Source organism: Paraburkholderia dipogonis, from assembly GCF_046027395.1.
Lineage (GTDB): Bacteria > Pseudomonadota > Gammaproteobacteria > Burkholderiales > Burkholderiaceae > Paraburkholderia > Paraburkholderia dipogonis_A.
The window spans coordinates 1-25,878 of the sequence record NZ_JAQQEG010000019.1 but is presented as its reverse complement, the minus strand read 5'-3'; the positions used below and the strand labels follow the sequence as shown (position 1 = coordinate 25,878).

General features: G+C 60.9%; 22 protein-coding genes. 12 read left to right on the top strand and 10 right to left on the bottom strand.

Annotated elements, in window-relative coordinates:
- Positions 1–157: 157 nt before the first annotated feature.
- The 4 genes from PQR32_RS20160 to PQR32_RS20145 all read right to left on the bottom strand — a co-directional run bounded on the left by PQR32_RS20160 (position 158) and on the right by PQR32_RS20145 (position 4,457).
- On the bottom strand, positions 158–895 hold the full coding sequence (locus PQR32_RS20160) for an SEL1-like repeat protein (protein ID WP_408230665.1): 738 nt from the start codon (positions 893–895) through the stop codon (positions 158–160).
- Between the two features lie 299 nt (positions 896–1,194).
- Complete coding sequence (locus PQR32_RS20155) at positions 1,195–1,398, bottom strand: hypothetical protein (protein ID WP_408230662.1); 204 nt, start codon at positions 1,396–1,398, stop codon at positions 1,195–1,197.
- Positions 1,399–1,811: 413 nt separating this feature from the next.
- A complete protein-coding gene (locus PQR32_RS20150; protein WP_408231047.1) occupies positions 1,812–2,786 on the bottom strand; it encodes a hypothetical protein in 975 nt (324 codons plus the stop codon).
- Positions 2,787–3,263: 477 nt separating this feature from the next.
- Positions 3,264–4,457 (bottom strand): MFS transporter, encoded by a 1,194-nt coding sequence (locus PQR32_RS20145; RefSeq protein WP_408230659.1) that lies wholly within the window; start codon positions 4,455–4,457, stop codon positions 3,264–3,266.
- 185 nt (positions 4,458–4,642) lie between these two features.
- Here PQR32_RS20145 and PQR32_RS20140 point away from each other — a divergent pair, with 185 nt between their 5' ends.
- A complete protein-coding gene (locus PQR32_RS20140) occupies positions 4,643–5,605 on the top strand; it encodes a GlxA family transcriptional regulator (RefSeq protein ID WP_408230656.1) in 963 nt (320 codons plus the stop codon).
- Between the two features lie 608 nt (positions 5,606–6,213).
- On the top strand, positions 6,214–6,525 hold the full coding sequence (locus PQR32_RS20135) for a hypothetical protein (protein WP_408230653.1): 312 nt from the start codon (positions 6,214–6,216) through the stop codon (positions 6,523–6,525).
- A gap of 441 nt (positions 6,526–6,966) precedes the next feature.
- Here the strand turns inward: PQR32_RS20135 and PQR32_RS20130 are convergent, their stop codons facing one another.
- The gene (locus PQR32_RS20130; RefSeq protein ID WP_408230650.1) at positions 6,967–7,197 is read right to left on the bottom strand and encodes a hypothetical protein; all 231 of its coding nucleotides are present in this window, start codon (positions 7,195–7,197) and stop codon (positions 6,967–6,969) included.
- A 56-nt stretch (positions 7,198–7,253) separates the two neighbouring features.
- On the opposite strand from PQR32_RS20130, the gene PQR32_RS20125 reads away from it, so the two are divergent.
- The gene (locus PQR32_RS20125; RefSeq protein ID WP_408230647.1) at positions 7,254–8,057 is read left to right on the top strand and encodes a hypothetical protein; all 804 of its coding nucleotides are present in this window, start codon (positions 7,254–7,256) and stop codon (positions 8,055–8,057) included.
- Between the two features lie 212 nt (positions 8,058–8,269).
- Here PQR32_RS20125 and PQR32_RS20120 read toward each other — a convergent pair whose 3' ends face one another.
- The gene (locus PQR32_RS20120) at positions 8,270–11,011 is read right to left on the bottom strand and encodes an MGH1-like glycoside hydrolase domain-containing protein (protein ID WP_408230644.1); all 2,742 of its coding nucleotides are present in this window, start codon (positions 11,009–11,011) and stop codon (positions 8,270–8,272) included.
- Between the two features lie 181 nt (positions 11,012–11,192).
- Between PQR32_RS20120 and PQR32_RS20115 the strand changes: the two genes are divergently transcribed.
- Positions 11,193–12,140 carry a pseudouridine-5'-phosphate glycosidase gene (locus PQR32_RS20115; protein WP_408230641.1) on the top strand — a complete coding sequence of 316 codons (948 nt, stop codon included), beginning with the start codon at positions 11,193–11,195 and terminating at the stop codon, positions 12,138–12,140.
- A gap of 113 nt (positions 12,141–12,253) precedes the next feature.
- On the opposite strand, the gene PQR32_RS20110 is transcribed toward PQR32_RS20115, so the two are convergent.
- Positions 12,254–13,555 carry an aspartate aminotransferase family protein gene (locus tag PQR32_RS20110; protein WP_408230638.1) on the bottom strand — a complete coding sequence of 434 codons (1,302 nt, stop codon included), beginning with the start codon at positions 13,553–13,555 and terminating at the stop codon, positions 12,254–12,256.
- 105 nt (positions 13,556–13,660) lie between these two features.
- On the opposite strand from PQR32_RS20110, the gene PQR32_RS20105 reads away from it, so the two are divergent.
- Positions 13,661–14,518 (top strand): LysR family transcriptional regulator, encoded by an 858-nt coding sequence (locus PQR32_RS20105; RefSeq protein WP_408230635.1) that lies wholly within the window; start codon positions 13,661–13,663, stop codon positions 14,516–14,518.
- A gap of 82 nt (positions 14,519–14,600) precedes the next feature.
- The gene (locus tag PQR32_RS20100; RefSeq protein WP_408230632.1) at positions 14,601–15,554 is read left to right on the top strand and encodes a LysR family transcriptional regulator; all 954 of its coding nucleotides are present in this window, start codon (positions 14,601–14,603) and stop codon (positions 15,552–15,554) included.
- Here PQR32_RS20100 and PQR32_RS20095 read toward each other — a convergent pair.
- Entirely contained in the window at positions 15,551–16,495 is a 945-nt protein-coding gene (locus PQR32_RS20095; RefSeq protein WP_408230629.1) for a cupin domain-containing protein, read from the bottom strand. The two genes, PQR32_RS20100 and PQR32_RS20095, sit on opposite strands and share 4 nt — an antisense overlap.
- A gap of 576 nt (positions 16,496–17,071) precedes the next feature.
- Here PQR32_RS20095 and PQR32_RS20090 point away from each other — a divergent pair.
- The 3 genes from PQR32_RS20090 (at position 17,072) to PQR32_RS20080 (ending at position 20,804) form a co-directional block, all read left to right on the top strand.
- Complete coding sequence (locus tag PQR32_RS20090; RefSeq protein ID WP_408231044.1) at positions 17,072–18,526, top strand: catalase; 1,455 nt, start codon at positions 17,072–17,074, stop codon at positions 18,524–18,526.
- Positions 18,527–18,595: 69 nt separating this feature from the next.
- Positions 18,596–19,210: an ankyrin repeat domain-containing protein gene (locus PQR32_RS20085; RefSeq protein WP_408230626.1), complete on the top strand. Its 615-nt coding sequence runs from the start codon at positions 18,596–18,598 to the stop codon at positions 19,208–19,210.
- A 376-nt stretch (positions 19,211–19,586) separates the two neighbouring features.
- The gene (locus tag PQR32_RS20080) at positions 19,587–20,804 is read left to right on the top strand and encodes an MFS transporter (protein WP_408230623.1); all 1,218 of its coding nucleotides are present in this window, start codon (positions 19,587–19,589) and stop codon (positions 20,802–20,804) included.
- 35 nt (positions 20,805–20,839) lie between these two features.
- Here the strand turns inward: PQR32_RS20080 and PQR32_RS20075 are convergent, their stop codons facing one another.
- Positions 20,840–21,697: an oxidoreductase gene (locus PQR32_RS20075; RefSeq protein ID WP_408230620.1), complete on the bottom strand. Its 858-nt coding sequence runs from the start codon at positions 21,695–21,697 to the stop codon at positions 20,840–20,842.
- 116 nt (positions 21,698–21,813) lie between these two features.
- Here PQR32_RS20075 and PQR32_RS20070 point away from each other — a divergent pair, with 116 nt between their 5' ends.
- Positions 21,814–22,749 carry a LysR family transcriptional regulator gene (locus PQR32_RS20070; RefSeq protein WP_408230617.1) on the top strand — a complete coding sequence of 312 codons (936 nt, stop codon included), beginning with the start codon at positions 21,814–21,816 and terminating at the stop codon, positions 22,747–22,749.
- 43 nt (positions 22,750–22,792) lie between these two features.
- Here PQR32_RS20070 and PQR32_RS20065 read toward each other — a convergent pair whose 3' ends face one another.
- Positions 22,793–23,209 (bottom strand): response regulator, encoded by a 417-nt coding sequence (locus tag PQR32_RS20065; RefSeq protein WP_408230614.1) that lies wholly within the window; start codon positions 23,207–23,209, stop codon positions 22,793–22,795.
- 133 nt (positions 23,210–23,342) lie between these two features.
- Here PQR32_RS20065 and PQR32_RS20060 point away from each other — a divergent pair, with 133 nt between their 5' ends.
- On the top strand, positions 23,343–24,464 hold the full coding sequence (locus tag PQR32_RS20060; protein ID WP_408230611.1) for an ATP-binding protein: 1,122 nt from the start codon (positions 23,343–23,345) through the stop codon (positions 24,462–24,464).
- 418 nt (positions 24,465–24,882) lie between these two features.
- Positions 24,883–25,755, top strand: coding sequence for a manganese catalase family protein (locus PQR32_RS20055; protein ID WP_408230608.1), 873 nt, complete (start codon positions 24,883–24,885; stop codon positions 25,753–25,755).
- Positions 25,756–25,878: the final 123 nt, after the last annotated feature.

The following is a 25,878-nucleotide window of genomic DNA, read 5'->3' as shown; positions in this document are numbered from 1 at the left end:
CTTCATTCGGGTGCCGTTCGGGCATTGCCTGGGTGCCCAATCGACAATGCCAGCTTTCTTGCGATCGTTCGGGAATCAGGATGTCGCCCGTCTCCGCTGCCCACTCCCACAAATGCAGCGCGATTGACGTACTGGGTTTCTGCGCGATGCCAAATGCTTAGGCGGTGCCCAGGCGCGATTCGGCAATCCGCTTCAGATCATCGGGGGTTGAAGCCGATTCAGCCAACTGCTCAAGCAAGCCCGTGGCTCTCTTTTCGTCTTTGGGCCCACCATCGCCGAGCGTCAAACTCGTCGCCAGGTTAAGTATCGACCGGGGCAGTCCTCGCGAGGCCAAAGCCTCAAGGAGGTGACGAGCCACTTCGGGTTCGCGGTTTCGGTTGCCGCTTAGCAACTCATCAGCAATCGATTCCACAAACCTCAGCGAGCCTTCGTTTTCCGTTCTGTGTATGCCAGTCACGAGCGCTTGTTCGAAGTGGCCGACGGGATGGTGCGCGGCGTGAGCTAGCGTGCTAAGCGCCTCCTGAAAACTCAGATCTTCCTTCGAGCCGGCAAACGGTGTTTCTGCCGCGTTGCGACCCTCTTCGTGAGCATGCGCCGCCGATGGTTGCCACCATCGAACAAAGTCGTCCGCGGATTCACCGTGAAGATCAACTGACGATGCGAGCAATTGCGACACCTGATAGACGCGTCTCTCGGTGAGTGTCGCGCTGTCACACGCCTCGTCGAGCGCGGAAGCTGCTTTGCTGCCCAACTCGCTGTGGAGGTCGGTCCAGTCCCTATAGCCGAAGACTTCGGAGGTCACCTGTCGCGCCTGGGATTCCTTTAGAGCAAGGCGGTACTTGAGTCGATTGGCGGCCCGCGTCGGGATAGACGCGTTCTGGAAATAGATACGCATGGCTTCGGTCCGAGTATCCGTGCCGACGAGCCTCCACAGCCGGCACGGAATCGAAATGAACTGTGAGGCGGCGCAGGGGGCGTGATGCCCCGTCAGAAAAATACCGCCGGTTTCTCATGCAGTCAATCCCATTCCAGGAGATAGGCATTTTGAGCGATAAAGCCCAATCTAAGCGCCAGGAGGTCTTCAGGATAGCGTTTCTCAGCCCCGGATCTGCAATTGTCCCTGTACTTTAGGACAAGGATACGGACATTGTCGACGAGGGGCGCGCCACAGCGCGCGCGCCTCGCCTGGCCATATCAAACGTGGTAATAGCCGTCGCCAGCAGAATTCTGCAGCACGCCGTCGACGTACACGCCCACGGGATCCCCGTCGGCCGACGTCAATATTGTGCCGTAGCCATGCTGGCCAATGAGCTTCATGCGGCCTCCGTGAATTTCGGCCATCGCCTCGCGGTCCAGGTCAATGGACGTGGGAAGGTCCTTGATCGTTAATGCTTTCATGATGCGCTCCTTAGGTGGGTAAAGGATGAGGACTGGACGAGCGGCCGGACGCTTGCAGCAATCGATGCATATGTTGTGCCATCGCACTGGTTCACACTGGCTTGTCCATCCGACGGCATCGAAGTGAGGCGCGGTGGGCCAACCGCCGCCACCTGAGATGATTTCAGTTGCCCGCACGCCAACACTACAGTAGCGAAGAGAGCCGGAACGTCGCGTGCGAGTATCAGGGGCGGCGTGCGGCCAGTTCGCTAGGTGTACACGGCCTGCACCTGATCACCCTTTTTGACGTTTGTGAACTGTTCGGGGTCCTTCACTATCCTGCTGTGCCCATGCCGCGGCCGCCAAGGTGGCGATGACGAGAAATTTTGCGTTCGTCATGAAATGGTTGCTTTGAGCGATCGTCGGCAATGCGCTCAAAAGCGCAAGCCTACGCCGGCTTCGATCAGATCCGTATCGCGGTCGTAGCGCGTGACGATGCGATTCCATGTGATGCGCGTGAGCCAGTGCTGGCCGAGCCTGTAACTCGCTGATACGGCTACAAGCGCCGAGACGCGGCCGTCGCCGGTACGGTTTTGCGGAAGGTCATCGTTCTGTGTGATGGAAACATAGGGCCCAACGCCGATCGACAGCGTGAGCTCATCGTCGAAGAAGGCGCGGGTCGCCCAAAGCTGCGCGGCAACACCGTCGCGGCGCGACTGGATTTTCCCTCCTTCGTGGATGTATGAGGCCGTCAAGTCGACATAGCGCCACAACCCGCGCCGGTATTCGAGACTGCCGGCATTGGCCGACTCGGAGTTATCGCTGTTCAGGATCGTCTTGCCGAACATCACGGTGACTTCGTTATTCGTTACCTTCGATGTCCGTGGTATCGGGCGCTGTCGTGGACCGGGCTCGCCTTTGTCCTCGAGTTGATAGCCGATGCCGAACAGCAGCGCGGTCGTGTCTGGACCGCCAAACGCCTGGACGTGATTCAGCTGCGCCTGGGCGATCCACCGGCGATCGAAATAATATGCGGCGCGTAGGCTCCACAGGAGACCCCAACCGTGCGTGTTCGAATAGTCGCCTCCGGATCGAGCCGCGGTTGTGTCGAAGTATCGGTACGGCCCGGTACCGGCCGATAACTCGAGCCGGTCGTTCCACAGCGGCAGGCGCCCCCAGACTTGCACGGTCTGGCCGTCGCGGTGATGCTGCGGAATGTGCCCTTCGTTGATCCAGGAAAAGCTCCACGCGGCGAAGCGGCCGAGGCCTTCGCGATAAGTGGCGTTCCACGAATACGTGTTTGTACTGTCGCTAAAGAGGGGACCGGCCAGCAGCGAGAATTCCTGCGCACTGACGGGCGAAGACAAGACGAGCAGGGTGCCGAGCAGAAGCGTCGACAGGAAAGTAATGTGGTTCTTGTCGCTTTGGATTGTGGACACTATCTCGCCCTTGGCAGACTGGGTATGACAAAGATAGCTTGTTGGGACCGGTTGCGTTACCGCCGGAAGCGATATCTGCAGAAAGGAAGGTAGTGGATGAGACCCATGACACGCGGAAATTACCTCACCGACATGATCCATGTATGTGTGTTAGCGAACGTATCCGGCCTACGCTGTGGCGAAGACATGTTACGTGCGAACGGCCGATTTTCCACTATCGGTTATGCCCTGTGGCGAAACGCCATCGCTTTGCCGCGAGGGCGGATTCAACCGTTGGACGCAATAGTTTGCTGGAATCGTTCGGCTTGCGTTTCGTCGTTCAGGGTCTTTCTCGGACGCCCGTTCAATCGTTTCGCTACGGCATTGAGTACCTCGCTGCGTGCGTCACTGACATGCGTCGCGGAACGGATGGCCTGGCCGCACTTATCCATAACAGTTCTTAAGCAATCAGACGGTCTCTGTCTGGCGATGATTGGTCGTCGCGCGGTGCTGTATGCACGGCGGTTTCATGCAACGATGCGCGGCTTCGGCGAACAAGAAAGCGATCGCAATCAGCGCGGCCGCAACCAGACTCAGGTACTGCCCGCCGATCGACTGAAGCACTGCACCGCCAAGCACGCCGGAGCAGGCGAGCCCGATGTATGTCGCGGTATTGTTGAGGGCTAGCAGCAGGGGTGCCACGCCCGGCGTGAGTTGCACCAGCCGATGTTGTTGCGGGACGATGAGCCCCCAGCCGCATATCCCCCAGATCGTGAGCGCAACTGCAGTGCTGAATGCATGCGCGGATGTCCACGGCAACGCACAAAAATTGATGATGGCAAGCCACAGCATCGCATTGATAATGCTGCGGCTCTTGAATCGGTCCACAAGGCGGCCGGCCAGGAGGTTCCCGGCTGTCGCCGCCACACCCCACAACAAAAACATCCCAGCAAGAATGCGTGCGTCGCCGTGCGTGACACGCTGCAGCACCACGCCCGCATACGTGTACACCATGAGGAACCCACCAAAGGCGAATAGCGAAGTGAGCAAGGTGAGCGCGATCCGCACATCGCGGACCGGTGCAAGCCGTTCTCGCAACCTGATGGATGCAGGCTGCGGAACGGATGGCAGCATCGTCCAGACGCCGATCATCGCCACAATCCCGAGCAGAGTGACGAACCAGAGAGTCGTTCTCCAGCTTCCAAATCCGCCGATAAACGTGCCGATCGGCGAGCCGAGAGCGGTCGCTCCCGTCAATCCGGCCGTTACCGCAGCCAACGCACGGCCGCGTTTTTCGGGCGGGGCAAGCGCAGAGGCAACGCCCAATGCAGTAGGCGAGAACAGAGCTGCGCCGAATCCCGACAGAGCCCGGCTGAATAAAACCCAGTGCAAGTCGGTCGCGACCGCGCTGAGCATGTTGCCGGCGACGAAAATACCGAGCGCGGAAACCAGCAGAAGCTTGCGCGGCCAGCCGCCCGCCAAAGCCGCCATGACTGGGGCAGCCAGCGCGTAAGTCAAGGCGTAAAAGGTGACCATCAGCCCGGCGAGGCTGACGGATGTATGCAGTGATGCAGCCACGCCAGGAAGAATACCGGCGACCACGAAGTTGTCGGTACCCATTGCGAACATGCCCACGGCCAGTATCAGTAGTCGACGATCCATACGAAAGCTCTTGCGATAAGCGGTTTGAGGTTGAGTCTGAAGACGCGCGTCGCGCTTTGACTGGCACGCGATCGCTGCGTCCGCCCGGCCGGCGTCTTCGAACGGTATGGGTAGAGAATAATCGCCGTTGACCGTGTCTCAAATGTCATATATACAAGCGATTCAGGACACGACCTCGGCACGCTATGCATACGATCGGCTTCGTTGTATTCCCGAATTTTTATCTCATGGGCTTGGCGGCAGTGACTGCCTTCGAGCTGGCGAACGTCGTGCTCGGAGAGCCGGCATACCAGGTGACGGTCCTGTCCGAAGAGGGCGGACTTGTATTGTCCTCGGCAGGTATCCGTGTAGAAACGCAACCCTTTTGCGACGCCCCATTTGACACCGTCATGTTTGGCTCTGGCGTCGAGATCGACATTGTCTCTACCGCATTGACTGCCTTCGTCAGGCGTGCCCTGAACACGTCGCGGCGAATCGCGGCGCCATGCACAGGCGCTTTTATCCTGGCCGAAGCAGGGGTTCTGGATGGTCGCCGAGCGACGACACATTGGCGCTTCGCGCACGATCTGCAGTGCCGTTTTCCCGCAATAGCCGTCGAAGAGGACCAGATTTTCATTGTCGACGGACCGATCTGGACGTCGGCAGGCATGACAGCCACGATCGATATGGCGCTCGCCATGATCGAAAGGGATCACGGCCAGGATGTTTCACGCGCCGTCGCCCGCAAGCTTGTCGTTTATCATCGCCGCGCCGGCGGGCAATCGCAGTTTTCCACGTTGCTCGACCTGGAGCCCAAATCCGACCGGATCCAGAAGGCGATCGACTATGCGAGCGCCAATCTGCGCAATGCCTTGACCGTCGAGGAATTAGCCGACGTGGCGGGCTTGAGCCCGCGCCAGTTCAGTCGGGCTTTCAGTGCTGAAACGGGCCAATCGCCTGCCAAAGCCGTTGAACATTTGCGAGTGGAAGCCGCCAGATTGTTGCTGGAAAAAGGGCGTTTATCTTTGGATGTGATCGCAGACGAAGTCGGCTTCTCGGATCGGGAGCGAATGAGGCGGGCGTTCCTGCGGACCATTGGGCAACCGCCCCAGGCGGTCCGTCACTCCAGCAGGGAAACCCGTGGACCGATTGGGCGTCACCAGCAATAGCCGGAGACCGCTTAGCCCCGAAGGTTTTCACCCGTAGGATTCACCAGATTGCAGATGCGAATGGGCTGGACTGACCCATTAGTTTCCTCGCGGGTCACGTAGCATGCACAGCACAATGCCGAATCACGCCAGCCTCAGATTGGCGACCAGAATCCATTGGGGATAGCCCCGAAAATCGAAATTCACCCTTGCGAACAACGCGCTTAATTATCAGTGACCGCTTTCCTAAACTTGGTATCGCCTGCTATCGACTCGATCCCGCGCTGCCGGCGCACTGTGTGACGTTGATACTGTGCAATACCGGCCTGAGAAGCCTTATCGCGCGTCGCTTGAACTGATTGAGACATAGAGGGAAGGCATCGTGATGCATAGACGAAGTGCCGGTCACCTGGATAGGCCTTAGGCGGGCGTAGATTCTTTCTAAGAATGAACTACGTGTCTCGTTGCCGGCCCTGAGCGGCGATTTGTGGTTTGCGTCACGTGCACCACTGCGAACGGTCGCGCGAGTTTGTTTGATCGCCACGAACCAAGCGTACAACGACCGCTATGGAAAAATATCAATGGATCGTTTGCGTCGAAATTCCAGTCCAATCAAGGAGGAACGGGTCATGAACAAGGCAACCAGCACATTGATCGCGGCCGTGGCCGCACTCACGCTGTCGGGCGGCGCGTATGCACAGAGCAACAACACGCTGGCGACCCCGAGCACCGTGTCGCCGGCCGCGGTGTCGCCGGCCAATGCAACGAGCGGCTACGGCACGCCTGGCGTTACCAACTCGGACAGCGGCATGGGCGCCGGGTCGCCGAACTCGGGCCTACCGAATAGCACGAACAATAGCTCGACGTCCCTCACCAACGCTCCCGGGAATCACAACACGCTGGCGACCCCGAGCGTAGTGTCGCCGGCCGCCGGCCAATAACAGTTGTTAAAGAGGACAACCAGGCGCAAATAAGCGCCACCAACGAAGCGCTCCAATCGCGTAAGGCGCAGTGGTGATTGTGACCGGTGCCACAGTTTCCCGACCAGCAGGAGCTAGTTGATCCGATGGGCCTACACGGTCCGTGCTGTCGAGCGTCACGAATAGTGACAACCTCGCGGCGAAGCGGCGTCGTGGACGCGCATAGGCTGACGGGGGCGTGAGCAGTTCAAGCCCCGGCAGAGCGAGACATCGACACGCTCAGCGTGTGTCGTAACGGACTATCTTCAGGAAATCCACAGGTCTGGAGTTCGAGTCCCTCATTCGCCACGCATCGTAAGAGAGACCGCTGCCCTCACGGACAGCGGTCTTTTGTTTCTCCCTGCTCCTTCTGGCGGCGGCTTGCGGCACACTGACTGGTTGCATGCACGCAGGGTGATCGAATCACAGCGACTGGCGACACCGTTCGGCGACTGCAGGAAAAAGGTAATGCGATTGGCCCAGCCTGCCATAACGCGCCAGATGGCCGAATTCGCCCCAACGTTGAATGACCGCTTCGCGGAAAAGCGAAGAACCGACATGGTCGATGTCTGTCATGCCGGTCGCTGCCGAGCCAGCAGGGCTCCGCCTGGTTTGATTGGAAAGGGTCGATCCATCGGTTTGAACGATCGCCATGTCCTCCACAGAACAATCCGCAACCTGGAACTATACTGGGGCACCTGGAGGTTTCAATGGCCGATCACGACAGACTGCATCCACTACGTCCGCTCCTGAAAAATTGGATTTGGGAGCATGGTCGAATCGGGACTCGCTATTTGGACTGCGTCGACGTCAAGATCAAGTTTGACGAAGGCAAGAAATCGCATTTCGCAGCCGAGAAATATACCTACGTGTCCCTTGGCAAGGACGCTCAAGACGATGCATCGGAGGATGGTCCTGCGATCCAGGAGGCGGGACTTGCCCGGTTTTTGCGGGCTGCGCAGTTGGGCACACCAGAGGAAGCCGGTTCTGCGGCGGAGGTTCAACGCGCAGTGCAGGACTGCATTGAACTCGGCCTGTTCAGCGCATATCAATGGGAGGCTCGAGAGGCATTGGCCCGCTACGCGCAGGAACCCATGTTCGAAGACGAGATCCGCGCGGCGGTTGTCGACGACATCCGGCGCATCTACGCCGGCATGCCGGAACAACTTGCGCTGTACGATTTCAGTGTGCTTTACGGCTTGCCCACACCGCTGCTCATCAGTGAGACGCCCTTCATCGACTGGCGCGTGCGCGTCAGTCCGGCACTTCCGTTTGTATCGCTTCCGCTGGGACCTTACTGCCTGCTTGTAGGCGCACCGTCGGGCAGGCGAAGCCGAATCGGCTCGGTGGTCTGGAAGGCAGCTACCGCGATGGGCCCATTGAAGGACCACAACCGCCGGATCGCGGAGAACGCTCGTCTGTGGCTGGTGGCGACCACTGATGACCAGCTCGTCGCTGCTCAAAGCCGCATTGCTGCGGCTATGGGCTCCAGGCAAGAGGATGCGAAGCGCTAACAGCCACGGAAAGCAGACGTCGGCGGCGGGTGACGACCGGTCTATCAATATCGCGGGATCGCTGGTGTCCGTGTTTGGCCGTACATAGCGATGCGGCAAGGTCTACGAGCGGCCATCAAGGTCATTCGCCTGCACCGGCCGCCCGGACATTGGGGCGTCGGCTCTACCCGGTGGATTCAACCGGGCGGAAGCACTATCCAGCGACCGAAACGCTACCGAGCCATGACCGGTGCGGCGTCTTCTCCCGCTGGCGCATCCACCGACGCAACATCAGCCGCAACATGGGACAGCTTCATCATGCGTGGCTGCAGCAGCAGCGCGACGAGCCCGCTCCAGCCGGTCTGATGCGAAGCGCCGACGCCGCGTCCGTTGTCGCCGTGAAAGTACTCATGGAACAGGACGAGATCCTGCGACCGCGGGTCGGCTTGCAACATCGGATAGGCGGCCATCACCGGCCGCGCGCCTCGTGCATCTTTGAGAAAGAGCGTGGTGACGCGCCGTGCGAGGTCGTCGGCAATCTCGCTCAGCGAAAAACGCTTGCCCGATCCCGTCGGATACTCGACGCGAAACTCATTGCCGTAGTAGCGATGGAACTCATACAGCGATTCGATCAGCAGGTAGTTGACCGGTATCCAGACCGGCCCGCGCCAGTTCGAATTGCCGCCGAATACGCGCGAGTCCGATTCGGCCGGCTGGTATTGAATGCAGACGTTCACGCCGTCATGGTCGAAGACATAGGGTGCACCGCGATGCACACGGGACAGCGCCCGCACGCCGTGCCCGGAGAGAAACTCGGCTTCATCGAGTGCGCGGCGCAGCAGCGCAGTCATCCGCTGTCCGCGCAACAACGACAGCAGCGTGGTGTTACCCGTGCCGGGTTCGGTCCAGCGCGACACCAGCCTGGCGAGATTCGGCCGATGATCGAGAAACCACGCCAGCCGTTCGCGCAATCCCGGCAGATGGCCGTACACGCGATCCTCGAGCACGTGAACGGCGAACAGCGGAATCAGCCCGACGATCGAACGAATGCGCATCGGCACACGGGTACCGTCCGGAAGGTGGAGTACGTCGTAGAAGAATTCGTCCTGTCCGTCCCATAACCCTGTTCTGCACCCTTCGTTGCAACTGACCGCCTCCGCGATATACAGAAAGTGCTCGAAGAACTTCACCGCGATTTCGACATACGCGCTGTTCGTCATCGCCAGTTCGAGTCCGATCTGCATCAGGTCGAGCGCGTACGAGGCCATCCATGCCGTGCCATCCGCCTGATCGATGCGGCCGCCGGTGGGCAGCGGCGAAGACCGGTCGAAGATGCCCACGTTGTCGAGCCCGAGAAAGCCGCCCTGAAAGATGTTGTGGTCCTCGGCGTCCTTGCGGTTGACCCACCACGAGAAGTTGAGCAGCAGCTTGTGGAACATGACTTCGAGAAATTCGTGATCGCCAACGCCCGTCACCTCGCGGTCGAGTTCGTACACGCGCCATGTGGCCCACGCATGAACCGGCGGATTCGCATCGCCGAACGCCCACTCGTAGGCGGGCAATTGCCCGTTCGGATGCATGTAGCGTTCCTTCACGAGCAGAAGCAATTGCTTCTTCGCGAAGTCGGGATCGATCACGGCGAACGCGACTGCATGAAATGCAAGATCCCACGACGCGTACCATGGATACTCCCACTTGTCGGGCATCGACACGATGTCGCCATTGCACATGTGCCGCCAGTCGGCGTTGCGGCCGTGCCTGCGTGTTCCCGGTGGATTCGGTTGCCCGGGGTCGCCGTCGTGCCAGCGCGTCACGTCGAACTGGTAGTACTGCTTTGTCCACAGCATGCCGGCGAGCGCCTGACGCTGCACGAGCCGCGCATCCGCGTCGGGGATGTCGTGCTGAAGCGCAGCATAGAATTCGTCAGCTTCCGCTTGCCGGCGCGTGAAGAGCGCTTCCATGTCGAGAGGCACGGCATCCGGGGCCGCTTCGGGACGCCAGCGCAGATATAGCACCGAGCGCTCATGAGGCGCGAACTGCAGGCACCCATGCGCGGCGGCGCGGGTGCCCTTGTCGCGCCGGATTGCCTGCTCGTCGCCGTCAACGAGGTAGTCATTGAAGCCGTCCTTGAACGGACCGGCACCTTCGACGCCGAAAATGCGGCGCACATTTGTTTCGTTTTCGCAGAAGATCCACTCGACCGGCTGTTGCGCCGACGCCGTCACGATCATCGTTTCGAGTGCGGGATTGCGCGCGATGACGCGCGCGCCTTGCTCGGCATTCGACTCCAGCGTGAGCGACGGCTTGCCGGGCTTGCCCGACCACGCCCATCTGTTGCGCGCCCAGAATTGCGGCAACACGTGAAGCACCGCGCGCTGATCCGCGCGATTTTCGACGCTGACGCGCATCACGATATCGTCGGGTGTGTGCTTCGCATACTCGACGCAGACGTCGAAGTAGCGGTTATCGTCGAACACGCCCGTATCGAGGATTTCATATTCGGGCTGATCGGCGCCGCGCCGCAGGTTTTCGTCGATCAGATCCTGGTACGGGTACGCATCGTGAGGATACTTGTATAGCATCTTCATGTACGAATGCGTCGGTGTGCCGTCGAGATAGAAGTAAAGCTCCTTGACGTCCTCGCCGTGATTGCCTTGCTCATTCGTCAACCCGAAGAGCCGTTCCTTGATGATCGGATCGCGCCCGTTCCAGAGTGCGAGCGATACGCACCAGTCGAGCGGGTCGTTGCCGAATCCGGCAATGCCGTCCTCACCCCAGCGGTACATGCGGCTGCGCGCATGATCGTGCGGAAAGTAGTCCCAGGCAGTGCCGTATTCGCTGTAGTCTTCGCGAACAGTGCCCCATTGCCGCTCGCTCAGATAAGGCCCCCAGCGGCGCCAGCGGTCGAGCTCCGGACCATGGAGCCGGGCACCTTCCGTCGATTGGAGAAGATTGATTGCGCGTAGCGGTGGCATGGAACCTCCCGACCCGACATCGACCGTTCAACGTGTTCAGTAGATGAAAGTCTGACGTTTTTCATCCTCAACGGCGGCCAGACTCTACCGTAATGATAGGCGCCATCGCGCTGCAGCGCGTGAACCGCGGACCGGCCCTGTGTTGCATACTTGAGCGAATCACACTGCCGGAAACATCGATATGGTTGCGAATCTTGCATGCTCCTGGCTGACCTGCAGCGCACCGGTGGCCGCTGCACAGGCCGCTGGCCGGCCGCTCGTGGCGCTTGAATCGACCATCATCGCTCACGGCATGCCATACCCGGAGAACGTTCGCACGGCACGCGAAGTGGAGGCCTTGATCCGTGACCTGGGAGCCGAGCCCGCCACGATCGCACTGATCGGTGGGCGAATCCGCATCGGTCTTTCGGACGACGAGCTGGAACTGCTCGGCCGCTCGGACCACGTGCACAAAGTCAGCCGCCGCGACCTGCCGGCTGTGCTGGCCGACGGCGGGCTCGGTGCCACCACAGTGGCCGGCACGATGATATGTGCCGCGCTGGCCGGCATCGAGGTCTTCGTCACCGGAGGCATTGGCGGCGTGCACCGGGGCGCGCCAGAAACCTTTGACATCTCGGCCGACCTGCAGGAACTGGCGAAGACCTCCGTGGCGGTGGTCTGTGCCGGTGCGAAGTCCATCCTGGACATCGGCCTCACATTGGAATACCTGGAGACGCACGGCGTGCCGGTGCTCAGTTGCGAGCAAGACAATTTCGCTGCGTTTTACACGCGGGACAGCGGCTTTCGCTCGGACTTCAGGCTGGACGACGCGGCGCAGCAGGCACGCTTCATCCGCACCAAGTGGGATTTGGGCCTCGTGGGCGGCGTGGTATTGAGCACGCCGGTGCCGGAAGCGGCAGCGATGAGGTTCGAAGAGATCGACGCGCTGACTCAGCAGGCGCTCGCCGAGGCCACGGCGCGAGGAATCACCGGTAAGGCCGTGACACCGTTCCTGCTGGCTCGCATCAAGGCGCTGACGGGTGGACGCAGCCTGGCGACAAACATCGCGCTCGTGAAACACAATGCCGAGGTGGGGGCAAGGCTGGCGTTGGCGTTGGCACACGCAGGGCGCGGGGCGGGCGCGGCGTAGCCGCCGGAGGGTGGGCCGTCGAACTTGCGTGTTCGGCCAGCAACGGACTTCGGTCGTGGCCTAAAGCGCGCTATCGAACGGCCACCCGTCGCTCATCGCCGAACATCGGGCAACTACAGCGAACGCTCGATCGCCTGACCGAGCAGATCCAGACCCAGGTCGATCTCATCCTCGTGGACGGTCAACGGAGGGGCGATCCGGAAGACGCCGCCCATACCAGGCAACTGCACGATGTTCATGCTGAGCCCCAGGTTCATGCACTCGCGGGTGATCTTCGCGCCAAGCCCATCCGCCGGCTCCTTTGTGCGGCGGTCCTTGACGATCTCCATACCCAGAAGCAGCCCTCGGCCGCGAATGTCGCCGATGCACTCGAAGCGTTCCATCAGATCCAGCAGGCCGCGTTTGAGTCGCTCGCCCATCAGGTTCGCACGCGCAACCAGCCCCTCGCGCTCGACGACATCCAGCACCCGCAAACCGACGGCGGCGGGGAGCGGGTCGGATACATGGGTCGTATAGAACAGGTAACCCAATTCGTGGGCCCGCTCCTCTATCTGTGCGGACGTCACGACGGCCGCGAGCGGCAGACCGGCGCCCAGCGTCTTCGATAGAGTAAGAATGTCGGGCGTGACGCCATCGCGCTGGCACGCGAACATCGTGCCCGTGCGGCCGACCCCGGTTTGCGCTTCATCGAGGATCAGCAGCATGCCGCGCTCCTCGCATTTGCGCTTCAGCGCGGCCATGTAGCCTTCCGGCAGTTCGATGATCCCGCCGGAACTGAGGATCGGCTCTGCAATGAAGGCGGCGAGATTGCCACTGGATTGACGATCGATGAGATCGAACGCATAGTCCAGTTCCGCCAGGTAATCGTACTCGCCATGGCGCTCGAAACGCGGCCGGTACAGGAAGGGAGCGGGGATCGCGAAAGAGCCGACCGCCGCCGGACCGACGCCCTTGCGACCGGCGCTGTAGGTGGCGGATGCCGCTGCTCCCGTCATGCCGTGCCAGGACTGCGCAAAACCGACAATTTCATATTTGCCGGTGACCAGCTTCGCCATGCGAATGGCGGCCTCGTTCGATTCCGCGCCCGTGCTGAGTAGCAGTGCCCGGTCGAGTCCGTCCGGCGTGATGTCGGCGAGGCGGGTCGCCAGGTCGACCACCGGTCGGGAAAGCATCCCGCTGAAGAGATGGTCGAGCTTGCCGGCGTATTCGTTGATGACCGAGACGATTTCCGGATGGCTGTGCCCAAGGACCGCGCTCATCTGGCCGGAGGTGAAATCCAGAATCGCCCGGCCGTCCGCGTCATAGACGAAGCTGCCCTGGGCGCGCTCGATGATCATCGGCTCGAAGGTGCCGCCATAGCGGATGAGGTGCTGCCGGGCGTTGCGCCAGAAAACTGCATCATTGTTTTGGGACACCTTGGTTCTCCTTGGCAGGTAGCGGGAATAACTTGCAGTCTAGGTGGCTCTCTGGTTTCATAGAATCGAATAGTTCTTATCGAAGATAGAAGCGGACCTAATACCTTGAGTCTTTCACTCGAAATCGATCTGCTGCGATCGTTTACGGTCGTTGCCGAAGTTCGGGCGCTCAGTCGCGCGGCGAACCGGATCGGACGGACCCAGTCGGCGCTGAGTCAGCAGATGAAGCGCCTCGAAGAAATCGTCGACCAGCCGTTGTTCCAGCGCACGGGTCGTGGGGTGGTGCTGACGAATCCCGGCGAACGCCTGTTGATCCACGCCCAACGCATTCTGCGACTGCACGACGAGGCGATGGCCGATCTGTCAGGCAAAGGGCTGTCGGGCACGATCCGCTTCGGCTGCCCGGACGACTACGCCGCCGTTTTCCTGCCGCATTTGCTGCGGCAGTTCTCGAGCCAGCATCCGCATGCGCTGGTCGAAGTCATTTGCGCCCCCACGCCGCGCTTGCTCGAACAACTGGAGATGCATGCGCTGGACCTTGCCATGATCTCGTTGCCGGAGGGCGCCTCGAATGACGACATCATTCGCCGCGAGCCGCTGGTCTGGGTTGGCTATCCGGGACTGGATTCCGCACACTTCGACCCGTTGCCGCTGGCGCTTTCCGATCCGGACACGCTCGACCACGTGGCGGCCTGCGAAGCGCTGCAACGCGCGGGCAGGGCCTACCGCATCGCCTATGCGAGCAGCAGTCTCGCCGGCCTCACGGCCCTGGTCCGCTCGGGGCAGGCCGTGGCCGTCATCACACAGACTGCCGTCGCCCCGGATCTCTCCATACTCAATGGCGATCCCGCGCTTCCGCCCTTGCCCACTATAGGCATTACCCTGAAGTTCGAGCGGGAGCGTCCGTCCCATCTGATCACGGTATTCGCGGAACACATCAGGCTGACGCTGCCGTTGCTGTGATCGAACAGGCTCGCGCGCGGAGCGTTGCGCGGGTTCAGTCGTGAAACTCTTTGTAGAACGCTCGATTCACATTAGACACACGATGGATTATTTTGCCGCGGTACGCGCCTTCATTTGCGCAGCGGAACTGCAGAGCTTCAGCAAGACGGCCCATGAAATGGCAGTCAAGACCTCGACCGTCTCGCGCTACGTCAGCGAGCTGGAAAAGGATCTGGGCATTGCGCTATTTAACCGGTCGACGCGGGGGCTCGTCCTGACGGAAGGCGGCAGGCTATTTCGTGAGCACGCCATGCTTGCCCTGCAAGCGCTCGACGACGCGCGCCAGGTGACGTCGTCACTGAATCGCACACCGCAAGGCTTGCTACGCGTTACGATGCCGCCGGCATTCGGGCGCCGGCATATCGTGCCGCATCTGCCAGCGTTTATGACGCGCTACCCTGACATCGGCCTCGATATCGTGTCGACCGACGAAACGCTGAACATGATCGAAGCCGGCATCGACGTGGCGATCCGTGTCGGTGTGCTGCCCGACTCGTCACTGATGGCCAAACGCATGGCGCCGCATCGCCGTATCGTCTGCGGCAGTCCGGTGTATTTCGAGCGGAGCGGAATGCCTCGTGTCCCTGAAGATCTGGCCGCTCATGATGTGCTTCGCTTGTCCCTGTTGCCGGACGACAAATGGTCTTTCACTCGCATCGCGGGTGCACAGGCGTCGCCCGAGCAAGTGCTGGTGGCATTGCGCGGGCGTTTGCGCGCCGACGACTCCGAAGCCGTGCTGGAACTCGCCGTGGCCGGCTGCGGCCTTGCGCTCCTGCCGACGTGGCTCGCGTCTACGGCCCTGCGCGACGGGCGCCTGCAGCACGTGCTGCCTGAATGGGAAGCGCGCACGGGGCGAGCCGAACCAGCGGTCTGGGCGGTCTACCCGCCGAAGAAAATCGTATCGTCGAAGGTGCGCGCGTTCGTGGACTTCTACGCCGAGGCGATTGGCGAGCCGCCGTACTGGGACGACGGACTCGCACTGGCGCTTCAGGCTTAACGGGCGAAGCGGATGTCGAGCGTGCGCAGCCAGGTCTGCAGGCCGGCATCCTGGATCGGAATCACATACGCGTTTTCGTCCGTTTCATTGAAATGCGCATGCCAGTATCCCGGCGGCGTCACGAACGCCATCCCGGCTTCCCAATCGACGCGGGTCGGATGGGCGATATTGCCGTTCTCGTCCAGTTCGGTGCCGACCAGCGTATAGACGCCTGGCTTGCCCCCGGCGATGAAGTCGAGTGCAATCGACTGATGGCGGTGCGGCTTCTGCATCGAGTTGGGCGGCACGATGCCGAACATGGCCCACAACACATGCGTGACCGTTCGCGTCTGCGGAAAGTTGGCGTTGCCCATCAGCACGCTGATGCGGTTGCGGCGGCCCGCATTGGCTTCTTCCGCGACCTTGCGCAATTCCGCCTGTGCCTGGGCGGCCGGATAGCGCGTCGGCGCAAAGCGCGCCACGACGCCGGTCGTGCCGAGATAGGTGAGCAGCGGCGCGTCGTTGACGTAATAGAGCGTGGCCGTCGTGTCGGCGGACAGCACAGCGGCAGCGCCGCCAGGCAGGGTGAAGAAATCGCCCTGCGCGAATGGGAAGCGGGTCTCCGCCTGCGTCACGCTGCCGGTCCCGCTGATGACGTAGCAAACCTGCGAGGTCGCGTTCGGGGCGAGCGTCAGTGCGTCCCCCGCGTTGATGCGCAGGAAATTGGCGCTCAGGCCGGGACCGGTTGCGGGGCCGGGGCAACCCAACTCCGCGGACAGGTCGAGCGGCACGACCCGGGTTGCGCCGTCCGCGTACAGCGAAGGCGGGAAATTGCGGAAGGGCACCCGCGAGATGAGCTTCGCGCCGATCGGATTGGCTGACGACGTGTATTCGAAGTATTGCGCATCGAGGGTCACGGCAGCGGGTTCGGCGAGAGGCGCCGGAGACGTGCGGGTCAACATGGTCTGCTCCTTTGGATTGGAAGACTTCGTGCGGGCCCCATCACGAAGTGGGGTGAGCGTCCGAAAGCTGAGCTGACTATAGGCGCGGGCCGCCGGCCTCAGAAGTACCCGATATCGAAATCACCTTTGCACAAATGGGCACACCGTTCATTCATTGCCGCTATTCCGAGCAAGGATAAGGTTAACTTAAGTCGATTTATAAAATAATTAAATGGCGCACAGATATTCAAGATAAAAACATATTGCTCATAAGGGTATGTGTGGAAATACTAAATTCAATTGTAATGGCTATCGTACAGATAAAGCACGCAGCGACTGCCCACTTACAATCGTTCTGCGCGGATCTGCGTTCATTGCCTCCTGGTATCCTGCACTTGTTATTTTTGAAAGCAATTCTATCGCTATTGAAATGATAGGAAAAATAGACTGGATAATCGAGTGACTGAGTCATAGGATTGCTGCGCTTTCCAACTGAACCAGGAATACAACGTGAAAATATTGAAGACACAGATTGCAGCAAGCATTTTATCGATCATTTCGGCAATCTCGATCGCTCAGCCGGCGCATGCCGCGGATATGACCCAGGATAGCGGCTCGCCGGTCGGCGACAACCAGAACTCGCAGACGGCGGGCCCTGAAGGTCCAGTTCTTTTGCAGGACTCTCATCTCATCGAGAAGCTGCAGCGCTTCGATCGCGAACGCATACCCGAGCGCGTCGTGCATGCGCGTGGCACAGGTCTCTTCGGCGAGTTCGTGCCGACTACAGACCTCAGTTCGCTGACCACTGCCCAGGTGTTCACGCCGGGAACGAAGACCCCGGTCTTCGTTCGGTTCTCGACGGTGATGGGCTATCGCGGGTCGCCCGAGCAGGCACGAGATCCGCGCGGTTTCGCTATCAAGTTCTACACGCAGCAAGGCAACTGGGACATGGTCGGCATCAACTGGCCGATCTTCTTCATCCGCGACGCCATCAAGTTTCCTGACTTCGTGCATGCGAACAAACCGTCGGCGGTGACGGGTGTGCAGGATCCGAATCTGGCGTTCGACTTTTTTGCTCACTCGCCCGAAGCGACGAACATGCTGACGCATCTCTACACGGACGAGGGCATGCCGGATTCGTATCGCCACATGGACGGTTTCGGTGTGCACGCATTCAAGTTCGTGAATGCGAAAGGGGAAGTTCACTACGTGAAGTTCCACTGGAAAAGCCGTCAGGGCATCGAAGGCATTCGTCCCCGGGATATCCCGCATTCGATCGGCGCCGACTGGAACATGATGACCAACGACCTGTACAACTCGGTCAAGGCGCATTCCTACCCGCAATGGGATCTTTATATCCAGGTGCTCTCGCCGAAAGATCTGGACAAGTTCGATTTCGATCCGCTCGATGACACGAAGGTGTGGCCGTCCTCCATCCCGGAGCAGAAGGTGGGCACGATGACGCTCAACCGCATTCCGGATAACTATTTCGAGTCCACGGAAGAATCGGCATTCGCGCCGTCACGGCTCGTGCCGGGCATCGAGCCGTCCGAAGACCGGATGTTGCAGGGCCGCCTGTTCGCCTATGCCGACACGCAAATGTATCGCCTCGGCCCGAACTACAACCAGTTGCCGATCAACCGTCCGATCGTCCCGGTCTACAACAACAACCAGGATGGCTTGATGAATGAGGATGATCGAAAGGGCGAAGTGAACTACGAGCCATCCGGAGTCGCCGAAATCGCACAGCAGGACAAGTACAAGTCCGTGCAGACGCCGCTGAAGGGGACAACCCAGCAAAGCGCCATCCACAAGACGCTCGACTTCCGTCAAGCCGGCGAGTACTACCGGACGCTGTCCGAGACCGACAGGACAGATCTGATCACGGCGCTGTCGGGCGACCTTGGCCGTGTGACGAACGACGCGAACAAGTACGCGATGCTCTCGTACTTCTATAAGGCTGATGCCGACTACGGCACCCGTCTTGCGCGTGCGACTCATGCGGATGTCACCCGTGTGAAGGATGCGGCAGCACACCTGAGCGATAACTGAAGCGTGTACGGGAGGCCTGCGCAAGCAGGTCTTCCAACTGAATAAATATGCTTTCTCCCGGAGGACGTAATGCAATGCTCTTTCACCGCCCGGCGCCTTGTTCGGACCGTGGCGGCCGCCACCCTGACCGCACTGTTGACGGCCAGTTGCGCGCAGCATGTGTATCAGCCCGGAACGTATTCGGCCGCGACGGACACGCCGCGTTACACCGAAGACTGGTTTGCCGCGGCGCGTGCGGGACGCACGGATATTGTTCAGGCGTTGATCGATGCCCATTTCCCGCTCGAGACAACGACGCCCGAAGGCTATACCGCGCTGATCCTTAGCGCGTATGACAATCATCCGCAGACATTGAAGGCTTTGCTTTCCGCGGGCGCCGACGCTTGCGCCGCCGACCGGCATGGCAACACGGCGCTGATGGGGGCGCTCTTCAAAGGCGAGACGAATATTGCAATGACGCTGCTCGACACGCGTTGCGCCATCGATCAAACCAACAACGCGGGGGAAACGGCATTGTCGTTCGCCGCGCTATTCGGCCGGCTCGATATGATCCCGGTGCTTGTCGCGCACGGCGCCAACGCGAATCATGTCGATGCGCGCGGCGGGACTGCGTTGCAAATGGCGATCGCACAACACAACCCGGCCGCGGAGGATGCATTGCGGCACGCCGGCGCGACACAATGAGGACTGAAGGTCAGTTCGCGGTACAGCGTGTTGCCGGGTGCCATCACCACCGCCTCCTGTCACGCGACGAGCACGCGTTCCGGCGGCGCCATGAATTCCGGCCCCACGGATCCTTGACGAACTGCGCGACAATCGCGTCGATCTGCGGGATATGGGATTGGGTCGAGGCCCACAAGAGCGAAATGGAATTGGCGCGCCGCGAGTTCGACCACGGCGAAACGCGGATCGATCATCTACGTCCGCGTGATGTGCCCATCGCTTGGCGTAGTCGCAGCAAGAGGACATCGACGCTGAGCACGATCGTCGAGCTGCCAGCAAGACCGCGAGAAATTGCCCATAATTGCGCGCACTGTTCGACCAACCGTTGGGACGTTTCATGAAAGCCGCTTCTGCCGCACCGCAATCCCCGATCGCATTTCTGGCTGTCGCGTTGGCGTTCGCGATCAACATGATGGGTACAACGCTACCGACGGCCATCTATCGGTACTACCAGCTGCAATATGGTTTTACTCCGACCACCATCACGGTGATCTATGCGTCGTATGCAATCGGGGTGCTGAGTGCGTTGCTGCTGGTCGGCAACTGGTCCGATCAGCTAGGCCGTCGCCGCATGCTGCTGGCGGGACTGTGTGCGTCGGCCGCGTCGGCGCTGACGTTCCTGCTCAGCGACGGGCTGGCGCTTCTGATGCTGGGCCGCCTGCTGTCGGGAATCTCCGCCGGCATCTTCACAGGAACCGCCACCGTAGCCGTGATCGAACTCGCGCCGCCTGCGTGGCGCGGCAAAGCCATGCTCGCGGCTACCGCCTCCAATATGCTAGGGCTGGGTTGCGGTCCGTTGCTAAGCGGCATCCTCGTCGAACTATTTCCCTGGCCGATGCGCTTGGCCTATGCGGCGCATCTCGCGCTGGTCGGTCTCGCCGGACTGATCGTCCTGGGCGTGCCGGAGACCGCTGCGATTCCGTCGCGAGTCAAGCTCGGCATCCAGAAAATTTCGCTTCCCGCCGAAGTACGCCCTGCGTTCATTCCTGCCGCGTTGGCGGGCTTTGCCGGTTTCGTCGTGGTGGGCTTCTTTGCGGCGGTCGCCCCTCAACTGATTCGGAGCGTACTCGGCTTTCACAGCGGCATCGTGACCGGCGCGATCGTGTTTTTGCTGTTCGCGTGCTCCGCCCTCGGGCAGATCGTGCAGACGGTCATTGCTGCCCGATGGAGGCAAGCGGCTGGCTGCATTGGACTCGTCGTGGGGCTGATGTGTGTCGGCCTGTGCGTGCCGGCGCAATCGCTCGGGGCGCTTTTGCTCGGCACGGCCCTGGCAGGCATCGGGCAGGGCATCAGCTTCCGCGCCGGGTTGGGCGAGATCGCCGCGGCGGCGCCTGCGCACCGGCGGGCGGAAGTCACGTCCAGCTTCTTCGTCGTGCTTTATGTGGCGATCTCACTACCTGTGATCGGCCTTGGTATCGCCGTGCAGATGTCCGACGTTCAACGCGCGACGCTGCTCTTTGTCGGCTTGACGATAGTCCTTGTGCTTATCGCGTTGCTCCTGCTGATGCGTAAGCAGGCGGACACCGGGCAAGAAGCCACAACGATCGGTGATTGATAGACCATTCGGCATCCGCATCTGATCGTCAACCATCAAGCGGTGAAGTCAGTCGATGCCGACAGCGCCTTCCAGGTTTCCGTTTCCTGCTCGACATAGGCATTCTTGTCAGCGATGGCCTTCAGCGTGTCGGTGCCAAGCGGCAGACGCAGCGGAGGCGTTTGCGCATCGACCAGTTCGATCATCGCCGTTGCGAGCTTCGCGGGATTCCCTGGCTGGTTGTGATTCATGTTGGCAGCGTGCCGACGCACATTGCCCGACGTCGCGTCATAGTCCGCAATGACCTCGCGTGCGACGACGAGCGATGACGCGTCGAGGAAGTCAGTCCGGAAGTAACCCGGCTCGACGACCGTCGCGTGAATGCCGAGCGGCTTCAATTCGGCGTGCAACGCTTCGGTCAAGCCTTCGACTGCGAACTTCGTCGAACTGTACGCGCCGAATCCCGCAGCAGCCCGATAGCCGCCGATCGACGACATATTGATGACGTGACCGGCGCGCTGCGAGCGCATCACCGGCAGAACGGCGCGCGTGACGGTCAGCAGCCCGAACACGTTGGTGTCGTACATGCGGCGCACGTCCGCGTCGGTGGACTCCTCGACCGCGCCGAGCAAACCGAATCCCGCGTTGTTGACCAGCACGTCGATACGGCCGAATTTTTCGATCGCGGCTTGAACCGCGGCTTTCGCCTGCGCTTCGTCCGTGACGTCCAGCGCCACGGGAAGCAGTGCCGGCGAGTCGCCGAGGCGCTCGACGATCGCCGCAACATTGCGGCCGGCGGCGACCACCGCATTGCCATCAGCCAGGGCCGCCTGGGCGATCAGGGCGCCCAGGCCGCGCGACGCGCCCGTGATGAACCAGACACGCTTGAAGCCGTTCTTCGTGAGCTCGACCATGATGCTTCTCCTACGTTTGGGGTGGGTGTGAACCGATCATAGGAGTATTGATTCGCACGAACTAGGCGTAGATTGCTAGACTGATAATCAACTTTTATTTGCGAATGGGGGCGGCGGTGAATGAAGTTCGCGCGATCACCATATTCGTCCGGGCGGCGGAACTCGGAAGCCTGCGCAAGGCGGCCGTCGATCAGGGCATCTCGCCGCAGGCCGCGAGCCACGCGGTGATGCAACTGGAAAAGGAGCTGGGCGTACGGCTCTTCCATCGAACCACGCGCAAGCTGAGCTTGACCGAGGAGGGGCAGGGCCTGCTCGACAGCGTGAAGCCTGCTTTGGCTGTCCTGTCGTCCGCACTCGACGACGCGCGACGATCGAAAGCAGAGATCGCGGGTCCGCTGCGGGTGAGCGCGCCAAGAGCAATGGGGCACGTGGTGCTGTGGCCTTACTTTCTGGAATTCGCCGAATTGCATCCGAACGTGCAGCTCGATGTGCAACTCGACGACCACTTTACCGACCTCATCAGCGATCGCGCTGATGTGGGCTTTCGTGGCGGGTCTCCGCCGTCGGGCGGCAGCATCGCGCGTCGGCTTTTGCCGATCCAGTTGATCGTCTGCGCGTCGCCCGCCTATATCGAGCGTCATGGCGCGCCGCGGACTATCGACGAACTCGAGGCTCACCGCTGCACGGGATACCGGCGCGCGAACACGGGCAAGCAGGCGCCGTGGGAATTCCTGATCGGGGATGAAATCGTCTACCGCGACATCGCGACGGCCTTATGCGTCAACGACACCGACGCCGAGACGGCAGCCGTGATCGCCGGACTCGGCATTGGTCAACTCGGCAGTTTTTCAGCCACCGCGCCGATCAGGAGCGGTCAACTGGTTCCGGTGCTGGTTCAGCACGTCACCCAGCGCGAGGCGGTCTATATCTACTATCGTCATCGCACTGAGCAGCCGTTGCGGGTGAGGACATTCATCGACTTCATGGTCGCGCGCCTCGTGGGGAACAGGAATTTTTATTTCGAGCCGTCCGAACTTCGTGCAGCCCGTTGAACCGGCCAGATTACCGGCGCGCGCATGTCCCGGAAACGGACGGTCAACCACGGCTCTGAAGCTGGGCGATGTCCGGGTCGCGGGTACGTGAGCGGAAAGCAATGGTGGAAAGAATGACCGGAAGCTGGGCCGGTTTGGCGAAATGGTGATCGAAACCGGAGTCGAGCGATACGGCCCTCTCGGACTGCGATGCCAACCCGGACACCGCGACAAGCAATGGTATGGGCTTGCCCCTGAGACCCCTGATTTTCCTGGCTACCTCTCGACCGTCGAGGCGAGGCATCTGAACGTCGAGAATGACCACTGCGGGAAACCACCGGCAGTACTCGGATAACGCATCGGCTCCGTCTCGAGTGGCTCGAATCTCGTAGCCGTGAAGCTCGAAATACTGGACGTATGCGGCGAGCAGAGCAGGGTCGTCGTCTGCAATGAGTAAATGGTGAGAGCGGACAAGCTTCATCGCCGTTTCTCCAGACTGTGTAGCGGATGAACGCAATTGGCGGACCCGGCCGGATCACGCGAGGGATTTCCGCGTAACATGGGCGTGGCGTATGTATGCAGTTCAAGGGTTTTTGCCACTATTCGAGGCGGACATGCGACTGGCCGAGTTCATCTTGCGGAATATGGAAGCGATCCTGACGCAATGGGAGGCGTTCGCCGGCACCCTGTTGCCAGCCGCCGCGAACATGCAATCCCCGGCTTTACGCGACCACGCGCAACAGATCCTCGAAGCAGTGGTGAAGGATCTGTCGACAGCCCAGACGAGGGAAGCACAACTTGAAAAATCAAAGGGGCGCGCGCCCCGGATGATCGATGCCCCTGAGACGGCGGCACAAACGCACGCCATTCTTCGAGCACGAAGCGGTTTCGACGTCAGGCAACTGACGGCCGAATACCGCGCCCTGCGCGCCAGCGTTCTGCGTCTATGGATGGACCAAGGCCCGCGCGATGAACGGGTCATGGACGACGTCATCCGCTTCAACGAAGCGATCGATCAGGCGCTCGCCGAATCTATCAGCTTTTTCAGCGCGCAAGTGGAGCAGGCTCGCAACCTGCTGCTTGGGATGCTCGGGCACGACATGCGCAGCCCGCTTCAGACCATCCAGATGACAGCTTCGTATCTCGCCGCGTTGAATGCTGGGGAGCGTGTGGCGAGTGCTGCGAGCCGCCTGATCAGAAGCGGCTCCCGCATGCAGGCTCTGCTGGACGACCTGAGTGATTTCAACCGGACGAAGCTAGGTCTGGGTATCAACATCGTTCCGACCCACATTGACGTTGCCACCGTCTTTCGCGACGAACTGGACCAGCTTCGCACGATACATCCTGATCGCCAGTTCGATCTGGAGATGCGGGGCCAATCTGAAGGTGTTTGGGACGGTCAACGTCTGCAGCAACTGCTAGGCAATCTCGTTCTGAATGCAGTCAAGTACGGCGCGCCGAACACACCGGTGCGGATCATTGTGACCGGTGAGGAGGAGGATGTTCGTATCGTTGTCGCAAATAGCGGTACTTCAATTGAGCCGTTGGCGATGGAACAGATTTTTGAGCCTCTAAAGCGCGGAGTGGGTCCTGACGAGGGCTACGAGGAGGACAGCCACCTCGGCCTCGGACTGTATATCGTGCGCGAAATTGCGAAGGCTCACGGTGGCGAGATCGAAGTGCGTTCCGAACAAGGCGAAACGGCGTTCGCCGTACGACTGCCGCGCAGCAGGTAACGATACCCTGCGCCGTTACCCGAATGCCTGGCCGCAGGCACGTAAATAACGCTTCCATACCTGCGGGCGCACCCGTCAATCGAACTCGCGAGAATCGGCGTCACCTCGCCGGTTGTTTCCGCAGAGCCAAGATGCTGGCCCCGCATGGCCGGTTAAGCAACGGTATTTGCACAATGGGCACAGCGCATGCTGAACAACGAGCGGCAATGCGTTGCCATGCACGGCATTTCCGCCGTGCATCCGCCAGAGCGTCCGCTCTGAGAGCCGGGCGCCCACCGTTGGGTGCGGGCAACCATTCGGTTGCACCGCTGTCCGGGTTGATTCATGGCCGCACGCGATTCTGGACAGGTACAGGGACATGACAGGTCCACGTCTGCACCTGTACGGCGTTGCTTCGGCCACTCACCGGAGAAGTCGCATGTTCATCCATAACAAACGCCTCCAGTACACTGTGCGCGTCGCCGCGCCGAATCCAGGTCTTGCGAATCTGCTGCTGGAGCAATTCGGTGGACCTCAGGGCGAGCTCGGTGCCGCCTGCCGGTACTTCACCCAGGCTGTTGGTGAAGATGATCCTGGCCGAAAAGATCTGTTGTTCGATATCGCAACCGAAGAACTGAGTCATCTGGAAATCGTTGGCTCGATCGTCGCGATGCTGAACAAAAGTGCCAAGGGCCAACTGGCCGAAGCCGTTGAGGCGGAGGCGGAGCTCTATCGTTCGATGACGGGTGGAGGAAACGATTCCCACACGACGGCGTTGCTGTACGGTGGCGGCCCGGCGCTGACCAATTCAGCCGGCGTGCCCTGGTGCGCTTCCTATGTCGACACGATCGGCGATCCGACGGCCGATTTGCGGTCGAACATTGCCGCCGAGGCTCGCGCGAAGATCGTCTACGAACGCCTGATCAACGTCACCGACGATCCGGGCATCAAGGAAACACTCGGCTTTCTGATGACACGAGAAATCGCCCACCAGAAATCGTTCGAGAAGGCGTTGCATTCGATCCAGCCAAACTTTCCGCAGGGAAAGCTTCCTGGCGTGCCGCAGTACACGAGCGTGTACTACAACATGTCGCGAGGCGACGACGCGCCGCGTGGGCCATGGAACGAAGGCCCGGATTGGGAGTTCGTCGAGTCTCCGGAGCCGGCCGTGGATGGCGGTGACGGCATGGCCACCGTCAACGTATCGCAACGCGATGTGAAGGTGCTGCAGGCGATGGCATCGAGAACCGCGTCGGATGCGGCCTCGGATCCGACGACAGGCGCGGACCTCGGCGCAGGTCAGACTGTTTGACGTTGTTGGTGAAGGCGCGGCCCGCCAGACCGCCCCGCCCGCCACTAGCGCCGCGTTGGCGTAAAACCCCCGCCCCGCCTCTGGTGGCCGGATAAAATGGGGCCGCCCGGCCCCCCCCCCGGG

Excerpts from the sequence above, each read along its gene's own strand:
- PQR32_RS20060 (WP_408230611.1), top strand. The coding sequence starts at position 23,343 with ATGCGACTGGCCGAGTTCATCTTGCGGAATATGGAAGCGATCCTGACG.
- PQR32_RS20090 (WP_408231044.1), top strand. The coding sequence starts at position 17,072 with ATGACCCAGGATAGCGGCTCGCCGGTCGGCGACAACCAGAACTCGCAG.
- PQR32_RS20080 (WP_408230623.1), top strand. The coding sequence starts at position 19,587 with ATGAAAGCCGCTTCTGCCGCACCGCAATCCCCGATCGCATTTCTGGCT.
- PQR32_RS20115 (WP_408230641.1), top strand. The coding sequence starts at position 11,193 with ATGGTTGCGAATCTTGCATGCTCCTGGCTGACCTGCAGCGCACCGGTG.
- PQR32_RS20125 (WP_408230647.1), top strand. The coding sequence starts at position 7,254 with ATGGCCGATCACGACAGACTGCATCCACTACGTCCGCTCCTGAAAAAT.
- PQR32_RS20085 (WP_408230626.1), top strand. The coding sequence starts at position 18,596 with ATGCAATGCTCTTTCACCGCCCGGCGCCTTGTTCGGACCGTGGCGGCC.
- PQR32_RS20160 (WP_408230665.1), bottom strand. The coding sequence starts at position 895 with ATGCGTATCTATTTCCAGAACGCGTCTATCCCGACGCGGGCCGCCAAT.
- PQR32_RS20095 (WP_408230629.1), bottom strand. The coding sequence starts at position 16,495 with ATGTTGACCCGCACGTCTCCGGCGCCTCTCGCCGAACCCGCTGCCGTG.
- PQR32_RS20140 (WP_408230656.1), top strand. The coding sequence starts at position 4,643 with ATGCATACGATCGGCTTCGTTGTATTCCCGAATTTTTATCTCATGGGC.
- PQR32_RS20135 (WP_408230653.1), top strand. The coding sequence starts at position 6,214 with ATGAACAAGGCAACCAGCACATTGATCGCGGCCGTGGCCGCACTCACG.
- PQR32_RS20100 (WP_408230632.1), top strand. The coding sequence starts at position 14,601 with ATGGATTATTTTGCCGCGGTACGCGCCTTCATTTGCGCAGCGGAACTG.
- PQR32_RS20120 (WP_408230644.1), bottom strand. The coding sequence starts at position 11,011 with ATGCCACCGCTACGCGCAATCAATCTTCTCCAATCGACGGAAGGTGCC.
- PQR32_RS20055 (WP_408230608.1), top strand. The coding sequence starts at position 24,883 with ATGTTCATCCATAACAAACGCCTCCAGTACACTGTGCGCGTCGCCGCG.
- PQR32_RS20065 (WP_408230614.1), bottom strand. The coding sequence starts at position 23,209 with ATGAAGCTTGTCCGCTCTCACCATTTACTCATTGCAGACGACGACCCT.
- PQR32_RS20075 (WP_408230620.1), bottom strand. The coding sequence starts at position 21,697 with ATGGTCGAGCTCACGAAGAACGGCTTCAAGCGTGTCTGGTTCATCACG.
- PQR32_RS20145 (WP_408230659.1), bottom strand. The coding sequence starts at position 4,457 with ATGGATCGTCGACTACTGATACTGGCCGTGGGCATGTTCGCAATGGGT.
- PQR32_RS20130 (WP_408230650.1), bottom strand. The coding sequence starts at position 7,197 with ATGGCGATCGTTCAAACCGATGGATCGACCCTTTCCAATCAAACCAGG.
- PQR32_RS20155 (WP_408230662.1), bottom strand. The coding sequence starts at position 1,398 with ATGAAAGCATTAACGATCAAGGACCTTCCCACGTCCATTGACCTGGAC.